Below are 18,961 nucleotides of genomic sequence, written 5' to 3'. Positions count from 1 at the left end.
ATTGTTCCAAATTAAATGTTTACAAGGGTTTGGAATTCCAAATCTGGCGATCGATTTTCCAGATTCCTTGGTCTTTTTTCATTAACCATAAAGCCCGAAACTTAGCTGTCTTGGTCGGGGAGCCATCTTTCGGGCGAATAGTGGCCAGAGAAATTCCGATTACATAACCAAAATCGCCTATGACTTCGATTTCTTCAGCATTAAAGATTGGATCGATATCTTGTTCAGCAATCTGATCTGCAAAACCTGCAACGATGTCAGCTATCCCACACCGATCGCCAGCATTCGGTGGCATCCACAGCGCCTCTTCTGTATACATCTCTGCATAACCCTGTAGATCGGCTGACTTAACATTGCGTGCATAGACTTCTTCAAAGACTTCTCTGATCTTTTGTTTATCGGAAGATTCCATAGCTAAACTCCGGTTAATGAAGTGTATATTTTTATGACAGGAACTACCGCAATACTGCTCGGGTAAAGCATTTTTAACTCGGCATTAGGTTTGGGGAAAAGGTTAAAGGTTGTTTCTTTCCCCTTTCCCCCGCCCCTTATCCCCTTCTTGGGACCCCACCTTCCCCTTTTCCCCAAAACCCGACAAGTATTGGGAAATACCCAGGTTTATTGAGACCTGGGTTTGTGTATTTCTTATAAACCAGTCACTTCACGTAGATAACTACGAGCAATTAACGCGTTATTCAAAGGATTAGTTTTGTTAGGGTCTTGCTCTGCTTCCACTACGAGCCATCCTTGATACTTGGCATTGGCAAGCTCCTTTAAAATCGGTTTAAAATTGATTGCGCCATTGGTGTCTCCTGGAACAGTAAACACACCTGCTCGGATGGAATCTAAAAAGCTTAGACCTTTTTCGATAGAGTCATCTAAGACAGACTGGCGAATGTTTTTTAGGTGAACGTGCTTGATGCGATCGCTATATTTCTTTGTCACTTCCAGAGGATCGACTCCTGCATAGTACAAATGTCCAGTATCAAGCAGTAATTTGACATTTTCTGGATCTGTATTTGCCATCAAGCGATCGATATCAGCAAAGTTTTCAACTCCTGTACCTATATGGGGATGGTAGCACAACTGCATACCTTCCTTCTTGGCTATTGAACCGAGTTCGTTCAATCCCTCAGTCATATCCTGCCATTGCTTGTCAGTAAACTTTGGTCTGTTAGGCAAAGGGGCAACTGGCTTTTGATGAACGGCGTTACCCAATTCAGCCACCACAATACTTGTGCTGCCACCAATTTGTTTCATAAATTGCAACTGTTTGTCGAATTCTTTGAAGGTTTCATCCTTCTTTCCCACAGTGAATTCAGTCCCTACCCAAGGTTCAGAAATAGTCAAGTTACGAAGTTTTAACTCTTTTTTCAAAACTTTGATATCTTCTGGATACTTACCTGAGGTTTGCGAGCCTTGGAAGCCAGATAGTGCCATTTCACTGAGAATTTGCTCAAAACGGATAGGAGGATCGAGATCGATAGTAGGATCGTCCCCGTTGCTCCAACCTGTGGGCGTAATGCCCAAATGAACTTTTTCTGGGTTGAATATAGGTGTTTTATTGGAGACAGGAACCAAGGATACTAAATATGATGTTCTATCCTTATTTGTAGCGGCAGTGCTGGGAGAAGCCAAGTAACCCATTCCCAAAAATACTAATGCTACTAACAGAACTAATAAGCGACCAATAGATTTTAATTGATGGAAGCCTCTAGGGTTATTCATTTGACGTTTACCTTGTTGTTTCAACATAGTTTGGTTATCTGAATCTATCTGACTTTGTTCGAGTTTGTTCCGGTCAATATGATGAACATTAAATTTACCAAAAGTCATACCTGATTGAGGTCTTGGCCTATTCCAATCTTATTCAGGCTCGTCAATAATTTAGATGTGTTTGCCCTAATGCAACAACAGCTTCTTGTGGGAAAAATTGCGGGAGAATTTTTGCGATCGCCCCGCCATTTTCTTTTATATTGTCTTCCCTATTTTGAATCCCTTTGTCAAGATTCTTTCTCGGATGAGAATTCATTTTTTTGAGTCAAACTTCCTCAAATCAGCTTTATCCTCATACCAATTCTGGATGAAGTTGCATATCATTCGATCCCCCTACCCCACGCCAGTCGCTCCACTTGGGGAGACCCCAGACGCTCGCGGACTCGCTAACGCTGCGCTATCGCTTTTAGCGTCTCCCTTTGGAAGAAGACCGCGCTGGCTCCCCTGATTAAGGAAGCGGAAAAACATTTATGAGATTCCCCCAATTTATCGGGGGATTTAGGGGTATCGAGATATCTGCAACTTTACATTAAATTGGTCTCAGAGGAAGTTTTGGCTATACATTACACCAAGGTTGACACATGGAAGGTTATGAATTTTCCTAACCCACCCTACATTTTATTGTGAATTTTCAGAGATCAAGATTTAGGTGCTACTTCAATGGCACCAAACTTAGTAACATCTCCGTTATAGATAGTGCCGTCAGGCATGACAGCGTTAGACAGATCTGCTCCAACTAAGATGGTTCCTTTAAGCTTGGCATCTGATAACCTTGTATTTCTCATCGGGGCATTGGACAAATCTGCTCCCGATAGATTAGATCGAGAGAGAATTACTCCCTTTAGCTTGGCATTTTTCCCCAGAGCCTCTGTTAAATTGGCCTCTGTTAAATTGGCCTCTGTTAAATCAGCTGACGTTAGATCGGCTTTTGACAAGATTGTACGACTCATGAGAGCGTTATATAAATCTGCCCCAGATAGATTAGCCCCTGTTAAATCAGCATCTGATAAGGTTATCCCCATGAGGATAGCTCCCGATAAATTGGCTTTTGTGAGATTAGCTCCTTTGAGTCTTGCGTCATTGAGTAGGGCACCAGAGAGATTGGAGTTCGATAGATTTGCTCCATCTAGTACCTTGCCATATAAATCGGCTCCCGATAGATCGCAACCAACACATTCCTTTGTTAAAAGCAACTTCTGGTAATCCGTCGCCACAAAAGCGTTAGCGGGCAAAACAAAAATTGTTAAGCTAACGATTATCGTCAGAGCAATAGCAGAAAGTCTACGAAACCAAGATGTAATGCTCATGTTTTATGTTAGAAATCAGAGTCTTTGTGAAATTGTGTCAGTACAAAAACTAGTCTTTTGCCAGAGGTTGAACAGCTAAGAACAAACCTCTGTTTTCCCCTAACAACAATGGATTTCAGTCTTTACTAAGACTGACTGAAGGGGGTTCACTCCAAGTACCGTATCCTGGAGCCTTTGCGGCAGGTGGGTTAACGCCAATCGTCGGCCACAAAAGTCCTTCGGGATAGGCTTGGGGACTGACAACAAAAGTTTTATCATTCTCCTTAGTACCAAAGACCTCCCGCCAATCTTGAGGCAGTTGATACCAGGTAGCCACATACCAAAGCTTGATGATATTACGAGCGATCGCCCCTAATTTTTCAGACGCCATAATGTCAGAACGAAGCTTTGTAGCCAAAAATGACTTATCATCGCTGAACTCTGCTTTCTCCTCAAGGTCATGAAAGGTTTGTAGCAACTCCCCAAAGATTTCTGCACCAATAATGTTGCGAATGGTGTCAAAGTAAAGAGAAACTTGGCCGGTTCCGTGCAGATGAAACCGAGAAAAACCCGTTACAGCTACTGAGAAATCGAGGAAATACTCCCTAAACTCAGGTGTATTAATATCCATCGGTTTGTTTACCTCCACAAAAATGTCAGATTCACTATAGTTATAAATGCGTTGTGAACCCACATTTTGTAAATCAAGAAGGGTTCTGAAAAATGCGGGTCAATACTCATTAGTTAGTCCAAGCGATAGATTGGTGCAGCATTAAAATTCGTCCCTGGAATTGGGTTGCGAATCAGAAGATTAGCTTGCTCCCTGAGTCGGAACATTTCCCCAACGGCGGGAATCAAAGTTGCAGGATGACCATCAAAAGCGTACTCAATCTTACTCAAGAAATCACTATAGGTTTTCTGGAATTGCTGGCCTGCCTCATGCAATTCCGATCCTTGAGGATAATCGCTCAGTTTCGCGTTGGGCTTAATGGGATAAACAGCGTTCCAATCTACCTTAAACTTTTCACCTGTGGGATGATTAGGTTTATCAGAATTTTCCGGATTATTCTTGTCTACTTTATAGTGCTGACCTAACTTAAGTTGTTGAAAACGGTAGTAATGGGAAATTTCCCTTTCTGCATCATAGACAGCCTCGACTCTTGACCCCTCACCCTGCTCTTGAATCACTTTTAAAGCCCGTATTGCTGAACGCAGATCTGTTACTGGGATAATCTCTCCGCCACCGTTATAGTAATATTCGGGAGTAATTTGTCGCTCATGATGGCCAGAGAACAGATCGTCACCCATCTTTTTATGCAGAGCATACAAGGCGCGAATGATCTCTGCATAAAATAAGCCAATGCTGTAAAAACTATAATCCGGCTGGTTGGGAACAGACAGCAAAGATTGCTGTAGGTTTCGAGACACGACTAATGGCGCGTCTTCAGGGATTTCTTCGGCCCGTTCAATCTTCAAAAAGATATCTACACTGTCGTGGGAAAACTTCTCTAAACCAACTTTAAAGTCTGTCTCTCCCGTTGGTATAGGGGTAGGATATTGGGGAACAAAATTCTTGTCAGTCAGAGTTCCTTTAATGGTTCCTCCCACCGCGTTTAACACATTAGCTACGAGGGTTAGGTGTAGCATCTCTTCCACAGCCGCAGACCGAAGAATGTGGAAAGCCTCTAAATTAGTTCCTGGTTTGAGGGAGTAGAGTGCAGTCAGGTAAGGGGGAAGAGTAGAGTGTTCTATCATCATTCCCCTGACGAGAAACTGATGCAAATCATCAACCGTATTAATCAACAAACTATTATTCACTGTGGTCATAATACCTCTGCTGGCAATGTTTCGTCGATTGTGTAAGGGGTACTAGCAGTCTGCCAACCCAAAAATGCTACGTGATGGCTGGGGAAAGGGGAAGGGCTAAGGGGTAAGGGATTTGAAACCTTTCCCCCTGCCCCTTATCCCCACTTCGTGGGGGTCCCACCTTCCCCTTTACCCTTTACCCCGCCAAGTTCACTTGGCGAACTACTAGTAGTCTGCCAACCCAAAATTGCTAGGTTTGGACTGGGAAAAGGGGACTGGGGTTGGGGGAAGGAATTAAAACCTTTTCCCTTTTCCCCTTACCCTTTACCCCGCCAACTTTCCTTGGCGAACTACTAGCCTGGTTGCTAACCCATAATTGCTAGGTTTGGATTGGGAAAAGGAGACTGGGGTTGGGGGAAGGAATTAAAACCTTTCCCCTTACCCTTTACCCCGCCAAGTTTCCTTGGCGAACTACTAGCCTGGTTGCTAACCCTAAGATGCTAAGTCTTTGAGCATCTGCTCAGAAGCCAAAAAACTCAGCGCGGCAATGTTCAATGTTGTATTAGAACTGCCAATAGAGGGCATACTTCCTGCACCCACTAGGTAGAGATTCTCATGATCCCAAGAACGCAACTTAGCATCCACAACTGAGTTGTTTTTAGTCGTTCCCATTACGTGAGTTCCGGAAAAGTGGTTTCCTCCTCGGTAGAAGTAGCCTTGACCTTCATAGGTAAAATAGGCGTCATCTGACTTATCGTACTGGGTATAATCTTCTGCTCCCAAACGCTGGAAGATTACACGAGAGAGAGATCTTGCATAGGCAAGTGTTCTGAGACAGTAATCGGATATGTTAAACGAAATGACCGGACGATAATTATCCAGTTGATCCTTATACTGCGGATCTATGGTGACTCGGTTACTGGGATCGGCAGGTAATTCGCACATGAAGGCCAGCAATAGTTGTCGTGATATCCGACTAATCAATGTCTGGCGTAGTTCTTGACCATATTTGTTTTTGTTGTCGATCGCATCCAACACTTCGCTGTAAGGCGATCCGGTAGCCCATCCCCAACCATCGTTGTGGATATCCATAGCGAAGGCTGATTGTTTGTGACGAAAAGTACCGTTACGAAATGTTCCAATTCCTGAGGTACAAAGAGGCCCTCGCATCGTGCCAGTCACTTCAGGCATCAAGCCCCAGGCTAAGATGAAGGGGTGATCCATGAGATGGCAGCCCATCAGTCCACTAGTGCTAGGTAGTTCAGAAGCGAGCATCAACCGAGCGTTTTCCACCGCATTAGTCGCTAAGACAAATAAACGACCCTTGGCAATTCCTGTAGTGTGTTCGGGAGACTTGGGGTCATTGTAATGCTTAAAGTGGATGCTGGTGACACGACCATTTTGGCGATCGATTTCGACCCGATAAGCGACCGCTTGGGAGAGTAGCTCAACCCTACCAGTTCGGAAGGCTTTACCTAAGGTTCTGCGGGCATCATACTTCGCTTGAACCGGACAGATAGGGACACAGTTGGCGTTACCTTGGCAACGTTCCCCATATTCAATAGAATTTTCACTGGTAATGCCATCGGGAACAAAGACTTCACCATTGTCATACTTAGGGTTAGGTACACCGTTGCGACCTTGGGGAAAAGTAGACAGTTTTAACTCAAGGGTTTCGCCATAGAGTTTAACTTTAGTACCATCAACTTTCTCACGAACTTTCTCATCCAAATAAGAAGGGGGAAGCTTTTCCATCGGAAAGACATAACCCTCTTTAAAGGGGATGCCTAGCTCTTTTTGTTCTTCTGTGTCCCCGCAAACCCCAATTTCATACTCTGCTTTACGGTAGTAGGGCATAATATCTTGATAGCTAATCGGCCAGTCAAGACCATGATTGTACTTAGTGCGTAACTGGAAATCGTCCGGTAACATCCGTGGGGTTTTCGCTTCCCAGTGCATGGTTGTACCGCCCGTGACCCGTGTATAGGAACCCCCAAGCTTCATCGGGCCTCTCTCTACAAAGTAGTCATTAATCTTATTAGGACTGAGAACATTGGGATTTGAAGGATACGGGGAGTTGCCATCCTTCTCCACAGCACTATAGAAATGGTCAACATAACTTTGAAAACCCGCAAGGGTAAGATCTTTACTGGGTGTTGCCTCAATGATTAAAACGTTCTTCCCTTGTTCGCTTAATTGTTTAGCCACAATGGCACCAGCCACACCCGATCCGACGATGACAGCATCGTAAAATCTCTCAGAAACAGTCTGGCAATCGACCGATTTTACAATCGTCTGACTTTGGCTCATAAGTTACTCCTTAAAGGTTACTCTTTGATACGAATTTATTTGGCAATATCTCCAGATAATGAGAAGAGTTTTGTTTAAGCATTGTCGTTATTGAAGGCTTGATCGCCGATCTGAAGAGAGCGAACATAACGGACTGATTTTCAGACTGCTAGCAACTTCTTTAATAAAAGTCCGTGGTGTATGCTTGTCATGAAGTTTTGTAAAATACTGGTCTGCTAACTCCAATTTCACTAAATAGGTGGGCAGATGTATCTTGTCAGAATGAAGACGGTTCTAGTAGTAAATTAGTGAATTGCTGAATTTGTAGCTCAATTGTGTTGTGTCTTTGTTTTACAAACTTTGTAAGTAATATCTTTGAAAACAACACTCAATTATCATCACCGTAAATATGCGGTTGTCAATCAGTAATATTACGTAAATACAGGTGAAGTATATGGCAAGAAAACATGTTTTGTGCTGCTAATACCCTTTTAGATAAAGAATAAAGGTATTGTTAATTTTTCTTTAGCGTACAAAAGGTTCCAAGTTAGATAAATTCTTGTAAAATTTATAACTTTTGCTTGCAATAATCCTCTGCTGCTGATACCGAATGAACTTTTATCGGAGCATTTTCTCTAATAATAAATTCACTTAAGCCTACATTTACTGGTCTGCTTGGATCAATTTTCACCCAGTCGCTGTGTTTTCCCCAATCATAAGTATATCCAAGTTTCGTCCAAGGATAATTGTTTGTCATTAATTGGTTTAAAAACCAATATTTATATTTATCAGAAATCAACATAAACCAACTTAACTCCGGAAAATTTAGTTCTGCTTCATGGTCAGTAATTTCCGGATCTGGAGTCGGTCTAAATAAATCACTTTGTTCTACCCAAATTTCGACAACCTTCCGATTTTTGTTTTTTTCATTATCTTCTGGAGGCAATCCTAATAGTTGATTTATTCTGTAAGGTAGTGTGATTTTCTTAGGTACAGAAAACTGTTTACAAAATTCTTGTAATTCTGGTGCAACTGTTACCCAAGTATCTCTAGACGTTCTTATATCTTGACCAACTTCTTTTTTATAGCCATCCCAACTTGTCCAATTCACTACTAATAAACGACTCTTTGCTTTTGGATTTTCCCAAATAATTTTTGTATTATCTTTAACTATTGCTGTCAAATTTCTCCAGATTTTCTTAGATTCAGCAATTTTCGTATTAGCAAGTGCATGACAGTAGGATTTTGCTTCAGGATATTTAGTGTCAGAATATTGTACATAACAATTAAAATCTCTATTTTCTGTATTGATTTCTTCTGTACTATTATCTGTTGAATAGGCTGGAGATGAATTAGAAACAAATAGCTCTGTGAAACTAAAAAATAGCAATGATAATATGGTTAGATGGGCAAACTTAGTTTTTTTCATACATACCTATTAAATTTAACAGAACAGTGGGATAAGTTCCTGTTTTTAATTAGTGGTATTAAGCTGTTACGCATTTAATTTGTCCATTTACCTGATAACTGATGACTGAAAACCCGTCAACAGGCAACAGTCAACGACCATCAAGACTGTTTATGTAGTTTAAATCCGCATCACATCAGCTTAAACAGGGTTATTACTGTTCTTAGCTGTCTACGTTATATTTCTTCCTTACTTACTCAAACAGTATAATTACTGAAAAATCAGTAATTATACTTTTAAGTTTTATAAATTACGGTGACGTTGTTGTATATTTACTTAAAATCAGTAATTATACTGTAGTGTAATGCTAGCTGCTATGTTTAATCTATCGATTAGTCTCACACAGAAAAATCATGACACAAATTGAACAAATCGAGGCCAGAAAAAAAACGGAGGAAGTAAAAAGACTGGTTGAAAACCTCGACAAAACTAAATCTAAATATTGGAAGCGGTGGGGTCCTTATATAAGCGATCGCCAATGGGGAACTGTTCGCGAAGACTATAGTACTTCGGGTGAAGCATGGGACTATTTTCCCCATGACCAAGCTCGCTCCCGTGCTTATCGTTGGGGAGAAGATGGCATTGCGGGAATTTGCGATAATCATCAACAGTTATGTTTTTCCATAGCCCTTTGGAATGGTGTCGATCCAATTCTGAAAGAAAGACTTTTTGGCTTAACTGGTGGTAAGACTGATAAAGGTAATCATGGGGAAGATGTTAAGGAATATTACTTTTATCTGGATAATACTCCTACCCATGCATACATGAAGTGTCTCTACAAATATCCCCAAGCAGAGTTTCCCTACAATGACTTAATTTCTGTGAATGGGCGAAATAACAAAACCAATCCAGAATATGAACTGCTTGATACAAAGGTATTTGAAAATAATCGCTATTTTGATGTTGTCGTTGAGTATGCCAAGAATACTCCTGAAGACATTCTGATTAAAATCAGCGTTACTAATCAAGGACCAGAAGCAAAAAAACTATATCTTTTACCTACTCTTTGGTTCCGTAATACCTGGTCATGGGGATTATTTAATCTCGCATCCACATTTCAAAATGATTTAGATAGTAGTAATTTATCCTCAGACTTACAAAAACAGTTTAAGAAGAATCAGATAGGTTTATCACAAAGTGCAAAAGTTGAAGTAAAAAATCGAGGTAATACATGGTTAATTATCGATGAAACAAATAATCAGAAATATACATTGATTAGTAATTTTCAACAAATTACAGTTTACTCCGAAAAACCATCTCTTTATAATGTTCCATCTACTTCTGAATTAAAAGTTGTGGAGGTATATTATCCATCTGTTAAATCTTCCTCTAGAAAATGGCTGTATTGTCAACAGCCATCAGAAATGCTTTATACAGAAAACGAAACCAATAGAGAGAGATTTGGCTGGGGTTCTAATCCTTCTCCATACGTCAAAGATGGAATCAATAATTATATTGTTCATGGTCAACACAATGCCGTTAACCCCAATCAGCATGGAACCAAAGTATCAGCTAGCTATGAATTGAATATTTCTTCAGGGGAGACGAAGGTAGTTTACTTGCGACTAAGTGACGAGCAAAACTTAGCTACACCTTTTAGTTCAAACTTTGAAACTATCTTTAAACAACGCAAACAGGAAGCAGACGATTTTTATCAAGCCGTCAATCCCTATAAAATACCTGATGAAATGCGAGACATACAACGTCAAGCATTTGCAGGAATGCTATGGAGTAAACAATTTTATAATTATATAGTCAATGATTGGCTCAAAGGAGATCCAGCAGGACCTCCGCCACAACGTCAAAGTGGTAGAAATAGTGAGTGGACTCATCTATTTAACGAGGATATTATTTCTATGCCCGATAAGTGGGAATATCCTTGGTTTGCGGCTTGGGATTTGGCGTTTCATACTATTGCTTTTGCTTTGATTGACCCTGATTTTGCTAAAGACCAAATTCGCCTTTTGACAAGGGAATGGTATATGCATCCTAATGGTCAGATGCCGGCATATGAGTGGGCATTTGGAGATGTAAACCCACCCGTTCATGCTTGGGCTACCTGGCGGATATATAAAATTGAGGAAAAAATGTATGGTCAAGCTGATGTGAATTTTCTGGAAGAAGTTTTTCAGAAGCTAACTCTTTACTTTACTTGGTGGACTAATCGTAAAGATGCTGATGGAAAAAATCTCTTTTCGGGAGGTTTTTTAGGTTTAGATAATATTGGTCCAATTGATAGAAGTAATCTGGGTGATGGCGAAAGTTTAGAGCAATCAGATGGTACTGCTTGGATGGCAATGTATTGCCTCAAGATGCTAAAAATTGCTTCAGAACTAGCAGCGAAAACCCAAAAGCCAGTTTATAAAACAATGGCATCAAAGTTTTTTCAGCATTTCCTGTTGATTGCTGATGCTATGAATAAAATTGGTGGCTCAAATATCGATATTTGGGATGACAAGCAAGGATTTTATCAAGATATATTGAGTGTTAAGGGGAAAAATATCCCGATCAATGTGCGTTCAATGGTAGGTTTAATTCCATTATTCGCAGTTGAAACTATCGATCAGCAAACCGTCGATGAATATTTATCTGATGACTTCAAAAAGCGGTTTGACTGGTTTCTCAACAATCGTCCTGACTTGACACAGCATGAAAATATTTCTCTGAGTCTTAATAATGGGAATTCACCAAATAAAAAAGGTGCTTTTCTGTCACTGGTGAGACCACAGACAAGACTCAAATCAATTCTCCAAAAAATGTTAGATGAAAATGAGTTTTTGAGTCCCTATGGTATTCGCTCCGTGTCAAAGTACCATCTGAAAAATCCTTTTTATCTACAAGTAGATGGAAATGAACGTGGAAAGGTAAATTATGAACCAGCAGAATCTACAACTTATTTGTTTGGAGGTAATTCTAATTGGCGTGGTCCGATTTGGTTTCCCGTGAATTTTTTGATTATTGAGTCACTTCAGACGTTTAATTACTTTTTGGGGAATGACTTTAAAGTTAAATACCCAACAGTGAATGGTACTGATAAGAGTCTCTGGGATGTTGCTACAGATATATCCCTGAGATTAATCAACATTTTTCTCAAAGATAATAATGGTAATCGCCCTGTTTATGGAGGAAAAACAACACTATTTGGTGCAAATAATAAACTTCAATCTGAACCAGATTGGCAGAATAATATTCTGTTCTATGAGTATTTTCATGGTGATAATGGTGCCGGAATTGGAGCTAGCCATCAAACAGGTTGGACAGGTGTAATTGCTAAACTCATACAACAGTATGCAGAATATGGAAATCAAGATAAGACTCCTGATACTCTCTAAATTTCATCTCAATGACTGTTGTATAGCTAAAACTCAACTACAAAGCTTGTCTCAACTGACAATTTTGGGTTGTAATACTTAGTTTTTTCACATTAATTTTGCAAGGTTTGTAGCGAGCAATTTATTCGGTCAATTTTAAGCTTTGAAGTGCTTACTACAAACTTTTTTCTCTTTGCTTTAAGATTCCTAACTGTTTCGCAAAAGTTATGAATTTTACAGGCATCCTAATTGATTATTCCAACATCGATACAATCAAAAAAGGCTTTATTTATATGACTAATCAGCTATTAGGTAAAAAAGATATTTATCTGAGCTTTTTCATGTTTACCACTGATGTGAAACCTTCGGACTTAGAGTATCGAAAAGTTGTCATCAAACACATGAAAGAGCTGAACGCACTTGGTTACAATGGCTTTGAACTTCCAATTGTACCAAATGGAGGAGCTAAAAGTTACTCGCAAGAAATAGATGAATATTCAAAACTAAGAGATTTTATGGATGGAGAGGGATTAGAAGATGTGCAAATTGCCACAAATGTCGGTACAACTCGTACATTTGACCCTAGCTCTCCTGACGCTGAGCAACGACAAAAAGCCTTGGAGTATCTCAAGTCAAGAGTTGACATTACTGCCGCTCTAGGTGGTGAAATTATGATGGGTCCTTTGGTTATTCCTTATGGTATTTTTCCACTTACGGATGACAATAATCCTATTTGGAGCGACCAATTACAAGACTATCTTCAAACTCGCTACACCAATGCCCAACCAATTCTAAATCAGTTAGGTGAATATGCAGAGCCAAAAAACGTTAAATTGGCGATCGAGCCGATAACTCATTGGGAAACTCCAGGGATTAATAAATTATCCCAATTGATAAAGTTTCTGGAAGGAGTTTCTAGTAAACAAGTTGGGGTTGTTATCGACAGTTCACACGAAATTCTTGATGGTGATGGGCCAGAAGTTTTTGCGGAGCAAGTTCAGCAGCTTGCTGATGAAGAAAGACTTCATTATGTTCAAGTTTCCCCTCCAGATAGAGGAGCTGTTCACACAAGCTGGATTCCTTGGCAGTCTTTTTTAGAGCCAATTCTTGCAGTTTACGATGGTCCGATCGCAGTTGAGATATTTAATGCTATTCCAGCTTTTCTGAATTCCTTGCGTTTAACTAGAAGAAAGTTTTGGATACCAGGAGAAGATACAGCAAATCAATATCCGAGTGCTTATGATATCGCCCAAAAAGCTATCGATATTACTCAAAGAGAGTTAGATAAAATCATTTGCAACTAGCTCAACCTAGCAATTAATAAGCATGAAAATTAAGTAGACTTTTTTATAAAGCAATGAAACAAACTAGATTTGTCTCAGTTCTTCTTACTTGCATTTTGGTTCTCACTCTTAGTATATACAGTGTAAATTCGGCGATCGCATCAACAATACTAGGTTCTAAGGAAGAAATGGGAGCATGGGAAACAGTTCCTCTGCCTAGCAAAGACAACTTGATGCAATCTGTCCACACCATAGTGCTTCCGAATGGAAAAGTACTCAGCCTCAATGGTAGTAGTTTTCGCACTACCTTAACTTACAACGATGGAAAACCCAATTTTCAAGAGGGAGTGACAGTCAAAGACTATGACGTTGTTAACAACACCTCCCTTTTCGATCCAGAAACTAAAAAATTTGAACGTATTGCTTCACCTCCTGTAATTCAATATGGAGAAACCAACGATTTATTTTGCTCAGGTCATTTGCAACTATTAGATGGCAACATTATTTTTGTTAGTGGTACTGGCCGCTATTATCCTGGTGGAAAATTCACAGGTTCAAAACAAGTTAACCTTTATAATTGGCAAACAGGTAAATGGTCAGCGATCGGTCAGCTTCAAGAAGGACGTTGGTATCCGAGTTTGATTTCACTAGCTGATGGGAAAATAGTCATTTTTTCCGGTCTAAAAATAGACGCTCCAAACCAAATTAATCCAAGTATTGAAATTTACGATCCTAAAACCGAAAAAATCCAGTATATTGACCTGACACAAATAGAAAATAGCCCTTTCAATACCAAACTCGAAAACGGTATTTACGACGGCGTTGACCTTTATCCCAGAGTCTTTCCAACCGCTGACGGGAAATTATTGATTACAGGTGATGAAGCTGGTATTGCTAATGTTTTAGTTCCCCATAACAGCAAAAATAGCTATTTGATGTCTATCCATAAGGATAGTGAGAACAAATTATCTGTAAGTTTTGAAGTTGGTCCTCAAAGAAAAGAGACTTCTAAAGCTTATGGAACAGCACTGCAAGTCCCTAACTCTGAAGATATCTTACTGATTGGCGGTCTTGTCGGCACTAATGATATCAACTTTGGACGAGGAGGTAAAATAGACGGTTTTCCAAAAGATGCCAGGGTTGCTTCTAGTTTACAACGTTGGATTTCTCCTCAAAATAGTGGAGAAAAGAATGGCAAGTGGGAAATTGTCGATAACTTTCTAAATAAAGCACGAGCAAATGTCCAAGCAGTAATTCTACCTAACAAGGAAATTTTAGTAGTCAATGGTGGTGAATATCCAGAATACAAACCTGTATATGAACCCTTATTAATGACACCCAATGCAGAAGCTTTGGGAGGTTATAGTATTAAGTCAATGAATCCTGCTAATCTGCCGAGACTGTATCACAATGGCGCAGTTTTATTACCAGATGCTCGTGTTTTAATTACTGGTGGTAATGCTAATCGCGTAGCTAGGGAAAAAGATGGAACAGTTCATGTTGATATTCTACGAGATCCTAAAGAATATTATAAATTCCCACAATTTACCGATAAATCAGGTCAAGTAAAAGAATTCAGCATTGAGGAATATTACAAAAATCCCCAAAGTTATTTCTCTGAAGGTGACACACAACCATTTGTTCCTGCTGAAATTTGGCAATCAGAAATATTCAGTCCCCCTTATTTATTTAAACCAGGTTCTCGCCCAGAAATTCAGCACGCTCCAGATGTGATTAAATATAATCAATCTGGCACAATCTCAGTGAATAATGCTACTCAAAAAAGTTCAGTTGTATTAATAAAGCTGGGTTCAGTTACTCATTCTTTCGATTTTGGACAACGGTTGGCAGATTTGCCGATAGAAAATATAGCTTTAGGCGAACAGTCTTCGATTCAATTTAAAACACCAGATAATGCTAATTTGTATCCCCCCGGATACTATATGATGTTTTACCTCAATGATATAGGTAAACCATCTCACGCCAAGATGGTGAAGTTAGAAGCTTGAGAAAATCGGCAATAGAGAAAGTTTAATACATTCTAACTCTATTGTCCTATAAATTGAGTAATCGTCCTATTGAAAAATGGAAGAGGAGTTAATTTATGATTGAGGAAAATATCTTCAAAACATTTCTAGAAGAAGGAATTGATACTGAAAATCCATGTGAATACCAAACTTTACTTGAAGATTTACAAGGGGGAATTCTCAATGGACACGGACGAGACTTTAGCGTACATCTTTTCTTAAAGTTTAAGGATGGTAAAAGAGATCTTGTTAAAAAATGGATACGAAATTTTGCATTACAATATCTAAAATCTGCCAAGAGACAAGCACATGAAGCCCTTCTTTACCAGGAAGATAATATAGCATTTGGTTTGTTTGCCAACTTTTTTTTATCTAGAATTGGTTATGAGTACCTAGAATTTCAACCTTCCAAAATCCCCCATGATATGGCGTTTCGCTATGGTATGAAAGATAATAATATTGGCAACCTTTTAAGCGACCCAGCTATTGATACATGGGAAAAAGGATTCCAAAATGAAATTCATGCCTTAGTAACAATTGCCGATATCAACCACAATGAGTTACTGAAAACTGTAAATAAAATTAAAGTAGAACTATCTCAAATAGCCGAAATTGTTCAAGAAGATGATGCTTTTCTCCTGAAGAATGAATCTGGTGAAACTATTGAACATTTTGGTTTTATTGATGGTATTAGTCAGCCTCTATTTTTAAAACGAGATATTCAACAAGCTCAACAAGAATCTGACTTCAGTCAATGGGACCCAAGAGCTTCTTTAGACATCATTTTAGTCAAAGATCCAAATGGTAGAACAGATGACAGTTATGGTAGCTACTTAGTTTATCGCAAACTTGAACAAAATGTTAAAGGATGGAATCAAAATGTTAAAATCTTAGCTGATAAATTAGGGATTAGTTGTGATTTAGCCAGAGCGCTAATTATGGGTCGTTTTCAAGATGGAACTCCTGTAATACTCTCAGAAAAAGCAAATAATTTACTAACTAACAACTTTAATTTTGACTTAGATACTAAAGCGACAAAATGTCCTTTTCATTCTCATATTCGTACAACCAATCCTAGAGGAGATACAGGAAGAGTTGAATCTTCTCCAGGATTTGAAGAATCTTTAATGGTTGAGAAAGGTCATCGTATTGCTCGACGATCTATGAGCTATGGAGAAAAGGAACTTGCAAAAGAACCAGAACAAGGTTCGGGAATGCTTTTTATGTGCTTTCAGGCTGATATTAGTAATCAATTCAATTTCATACAAGCAGCATGGTCTAATGAGAACCATTTTGTCTGTAGAAATGTTGGACAAGACCCTGTTATTGGTCAATTAACAGGAAGTCAAAAATGGCCAATAAAGTGGGGTGAATCAGAAACTATGGATTATAACTTTCAAAAGTGGGTGAAAATGAAGGGTGGCGAGTATTTTTTTGCACCCAGCATTAGCTTCCTTCAAACAATATGACTTTTCTATAGCTACTACAGGGCGATCGCCCTGTACCGTTAGAGAAGAACTGAAAATTATTTTGTTATGAACATTAACTTTGGACGAGAAATCTGTGGAAATTTGAATACCGCAGAGTCGAGGGAATGGTTAGTAACCAATGGTCGCGGTAGTTATGCCTCTGGTACAGTTGCCGGTTTATCGACACGCGGCTATCACGGATTACTGGTAGCAGCATTGCAACCACCCTTGAAACGAACTTTATTGCTGACTAAGCTCGATGAAACTGCGGAGTATAACGGTAGCTCTTATCCACTTTTTACCAATCGTTGGCCTGACGGTACGGTTGCACCCCCAGGCTACCGCAATATTGAAAGCTTTTATTTAGAAGGCACAATCCCAGTTTGGAGGTTTGCTTGTGGGGGTGCGATCTTAGAAAAACGGATTTGGATGCAGTCGGGTACTGATACTACATACATTCGTTATGAACTTCTACGAGCAAGAAAACCGCTGAAGCTTTCAATGAAAGCGTTGGTCAACTATCGTGATTATCACAGTAGAACCCACGCCAAGGAATCACCGGCTAAAGACTGGCGGGTACAGGTCACACCTGTGGAGCGTGGCGTTTCAGTAACGGTAGTTTCTGGAGGACAGCCATTATACTTGTTGACTGACAAAGGACAGGCTTCAGCTGCTAACGAATGGTACTACGGATTTCAACTAGCAGCAGAACGAGAGCGGGGACTGAATGATGAGGACGATAACTTCTTGGCGGCTACCTTTGAAGCTACGCTCGAACCGGGGAGTTCTTTCACTTTTGTTGCCAGCACCCAAAAGAGTCCCGACTTGAACGGTACAACAGCTTTAAGCTTGCGTCGTGACTACGAGCAAAAGTTGATAACTACTTGGCAAGCTACCCAATCCCCACAAGCTCAAAAACCTCCCGATTGGGTGCAGCAACTATTACTCGCTGCGGATCAGTTCATTGTTGACCGTCAAGGCGGCAAAACTGCGATCGCTGGTTACCACTGGTTTGGTGACTGGGGTCGTGACACGATGATTAGTCTACCTGGTCTGACTTTGGTTACTGGTCGCGCAGAAATTGCAAGCTCGATTCTGCGTACCTTTGCTCAATTTACTAATCGCGGGATGTTGCCTAATCGTTTCCCTGACGATAACACCCAACTCACGGAAGACGATTACAATACAGTGGATGCAACACTATGGTACTTTGAAGCCATTCGGCTGTACTTTGATACCACTGGAGACGACCAGATATTAGCAGAACTATTTCCCAAATTAGAAGAAATTATCGAATTCCATCGTCAAGGGACACGCTACAATATTCACCTCGACCCCAATGATGGATTAATTTATGCCGGTCAAGTAGGGGTGCAACTCACTTGGATGGACGCCAAAATCGACAAATGGGTTGTCACACCTCGCATCGGCAAGCCAATAGAAGTGAATGCTTTATGGTATAATGCTTTGCGAACAATGTCGAAGTTTGCTCAAAAATTGGGTAAACCTCATCAGCAATACGATGTGATGGCTGATGTTACCCTCAAAGGTTTTCAGCGTTTTTGGAATAATGCCAAGGGTTATTGCTTCGATGTTTTAGATGGTCCTAATGGTAATGATGCTTCAGAGCGACCAAATCAAATTTTTGCCGTATCCTTACCAGAAAGTCCACTAACGGCAGAACAGCAAAGGCAAGTTGTAGATGCCTGTGAGCGATCGCTCCTAACTTCCCACGGTCTTCGCAGTTTGGCTATTAACGATCCCCAATATCAAGGTTTTTACGGCGGAGATCAGTTTCACCGTGACGCTGCCTATCATCAAGGAACTGTCTGGGGATGGCTCATTGGCCCGTTTGTTTTAGCTCACTTTCGTGTCTACAAAGACCCAGTAGCTGCTCGTGAATTCCTAGAACCAATGCAGCATCACCTTTGCACCGCTGGTTTGGGAAGCATCAGTGAAATCTTTAATGGCGATGCACCAATGGACCCCAAAGGTTGTATCGCCCAAGCCTGGTCTGTTGCAGAAGTACTGCGTGCTTGGCTAGCTATAGAAAAATAGAGCTAATAAGCTAACGCGCCTACATATTGCACTATTTTTCGTGTAGACCGTCATTAGTCATTAGTCATTAGTCATTTGTCTTTACTAAGGACAAAGGACAACCTCACCAGTTGATGTGCAATCTTATTTGCATAACAGCTTATCATGTCGGGTTGAAGACTTATCATTAGGGTTGACACGGAGATGCG

The 18,961-nt window shown here is 40.2% G+C and carries 13 protein-coding genes; 5 read left to right on the top strand and 8 right to left on the bottom strand.

All coding sequences use genetic code 11. The features are described 5' to 3' along the window. Positions 1–19: 19 nt before the first annotated feature. From ACFG4S_RS20845 to ACFG4S_RS20810, 8 genes are all read right to left on the bottom strand, one after another. Positions 20–412: a YybH family protein gene (locus tag ACFG4S_RS20845; RefSeq protein ID WP_392530923.1), complete on the bottom strand. Its 393-nt coding sequence runs from the start codon at positions 410–412 to the stop codon at positions 20–22. Positions 413–645: 233 nt separating this feature from the next. Next, complete coding sequence (gene iolE, locus ACFG4S_RS20840) at positions 646–1,836, bottom strand: myo-inosose-2 dehydratase (protein WP_392530922.1); 1,191 nt, start codon at positions 1,834–1,836, stop codon at positions 646–648. A 43-nt stretch (positions 1,837–1,879) separates the two neighbouring features. After that, entirely contained in the window at positions 1,880–2,032 is a 153-nt protein-coding gene (locus ACFG4S_RS20835) for a hypothetical protein (protein WP_392530921.1), read from the bottom strand. A gap of 382 nt (positions 2,033–2,414) precedes the next feature. After that, positions 2,415–3,083 carry a pentapeptide repeat-containing protein gene (locus tag ACFG4S_RS20830; RefSeq protein ID WP_392530920.1) on the bottom strand — a complete coding sequence of 223 codons (669 nt, stop codon included), beginning with the start codon at positions 3,081–3,083 and terminating at the stop codon, positions 2,415–2,417. Between the two features lie 115 nt (positions 3,084–3,198). Next, positions 3,199–3,756 carry a hypothetical protein gene (locus ACFG4S_RS20825; RefSeq protein ID WP_392530919.1) on the bottom strand — a complete coding sequence of 186 codons (558 nt, stop codon included), beginning with the start codon at positions 3,754–3,756 and terminating at the stop codon, positions 3,199–3,201. A gap of 50 nt (positions 3,757–3,806) precedes the next feature. Further along, positions 3,807–4,889: a ferritin-like protein gene (locus ACFG4S_RS20820; RefSeq protein WP_392530918.1), complete on the bottom strand. Its 1,083-nt coding sequence runs from the start codon at positions 4,887–4,889 to the stop codon at positions 3,807–3,809. Positions 4,890–5,360: 471 nt separating this feature from the next. Continuing rightward, positions 5,361–7,178 carry a GMC family oxidoreductase gene (locus ACFG4S_RS20815; protein WP_392530917.1) on the bottom strand — a complete coding sequence of 606 codons (1,818 nt, stop codon included), beginning with the start codon at positions 7,176–7,178 and terminating at the stop codon, positions 5,361–5,363. A gap of 547 nt (positions 7,179–7,725) precedes the next feature. Continuing rightward, positions 7,726–8,586: a hypothetical protein gene (locus tag ACFG4S_RS20810; RefSeq protein WP_392530916.1), complete on the bottom strand. Its 861-nt coding sequence runs from the start codon at positions 8,584–8,586 to the stop codon at positions 7,726–7,728. Positions 8,587–8,978: 392 nt separating this feature from the next. Between ACFG4S_RS20810 and ACFG4S_RS20805 the strand changes: the two genes are divergently transcribed. The 5 genes from ACFG4S_RS20805 to ACFG4S_RS20785 all read left to right on the top strand — a co-directional run bounded on the left by ACFG4S_RS20805 (position 8,979) and on the right by ACFG4S_RS20785 (position 18,773). Then, positions 8,979–11,957, top strand: coding sequence for a glucosidase (locus ACFG4S_RS20805; protein ID WP_392530915.1), 2,979 nt, complete (start codon positions 8,979–8,981; stop codon positions 11,955–11,957). Positions 11,958–12,229: 272 nt separating this feature from the next. Beyond that, positions 12,230–13,240: a sugar phosphate isomerase/epimerase family protein gene (locus tag ACFG4S_RS20800; protein ID WP_392530914.1), complete on the top strand. Its 1,011-nt coding sequence runs from the start codon at positions 12,230–12,232 to the stop codon at positions 13,238–13,240. Positions 13,241–13,293: 53 nt separating this feature from the next. Then, positions 13,294–15,228 carry a galactose oxidase-like domain-containing protein gene (locus ACFG4S_RS20795; protein ID WP_392530913.1) on the top strand — a complete coding sequence of 645 codons (1,935 nt, stop codon included), beginning with the start codon at positions 13,294–13,296 and terminating at the stop codon, positions 15,226–15,228. Between the two features lie 95 nt (positions 15,229–15,323). Beyond that, a complete protein-coding gene (locus ACFG4S_RS20790; protein WP_392530912.1) occupies positions 15,324–16,715 on the top strand; it encodes a Dyp-type peroxidase in 1,392 nt (463 codons plus the stop codon). Between the two features lie 66 nt (positions 16,716–16,781). Beyond that, positions 16,782–18,773, top strand: coding sequence for an amylo-alpha-1,6-glucosidase (locus tag ACFG4S_RS20785; RefSeq protein ID WP_392530911.1), 1,992 nt, complete (start codon positions 16,782–16,784; stop codon positions 18,771–18,773). Positions 18,774–18,961: the final 188 nt, after the last annotated feature.

It is taken from the genome of Nostoc sp. C117, assembly GCF_043099735.1.
Lineage (GTDB): Bacteria > Cyanobacteriota > Cyanobacteriia > Cyanobacteriales > Nostocaceae > Nostoc.
Note: the sequence above shows the minus strand (reverse complement) of the source record. Positions and strands in the feature narration are given on the sequence as shown.

Bases quoted from the DNA above. Each gene is read 5' to 3' on its own strand.
- ACFG4S_RS20845 (WP_392530923.1), bottom strand. From the start codon at position 412: ATGGAATCTTCCGATAAACAAAAGATCAGAGAAGTCTTTGAAGAAGTC.
- iolE (WP_392530922.1), bottom strand. From the start codon at position 1,836: ATGACTTTTGGTAAATTTAATGTTCATCATATTGACCGGAACAAACTC.
- ACFG4S_RS20835 (WP_392530921.1), bottom strand. From the start codon at position 2,032: ATGAATTCTCATCCGAGAAAGAATCTTGACAAAGGGATTCAAAATAGG.
- ACFG4S_RS20830 (WP_392530920.1), bottom strand. From the start codon at position 3,083: ATGAGCATTACATCTTGGTTTCGTAGACTTTCTGCTATTGCTCTGACG.
- ACFG4S_RS20820 (WP_392530918.1), bottom strand. From the start codon at position 4,889: ATGACCACAGTGAATAATAGTTTGTTGATTAATACGGTTGATGATTTG.
- ACFG4S_RS20815 (WP_392530917.1), bottom strand. From the start codon at position 7,178: ATGAGCCAAAGTCAGACGATTGTAAAATCGGTCGATTGCCAGACTGTT.
- ACFG4S_RS20810 (WP_392530916.1), bottom strand. From the start codon at position 8,586: ATGAAAAAAACTAAGTTTGCCCATCTAACCATATTATCATTGCTATTT.
- ACFG4S_RS20805 (WP_392530915.1), top strand. From the start codon at position 8,979: ATGACACAAATTGAACAAATCGAGGCCAGAAAAAAAACGGAGGAAGTA.
- ACFG4S_RS20800 (WP_392530914.1), top strand. From the start codon at position 12,230: ATGACTAATCAGCTATTAGGTAAAAAAGATATTTATCTGAGCTTTTTC.
- ACFG4S_RS20795 (WP_392530913.1), top strand. From the start codon at position 13,294: ATGAAACAAACTAGATTTGTCTCAGTTCTTCTTACTTGCATTTTGGTT.
- ACFG4S_RS20790 (WP_392530912.1), top strand. From the start codon at position 15,324: ATGATTGAGGAAAATATCTTCAAAACATTTCTAGAAGAAGGAATTGAT.
- ACFG4S_RS20785 (WP_392530911.1), top strand. From the start codon at position 16,782: ATGAACATTAACTTTGGACGAGAAATCTGTGGAAATTTGAATACCGCA.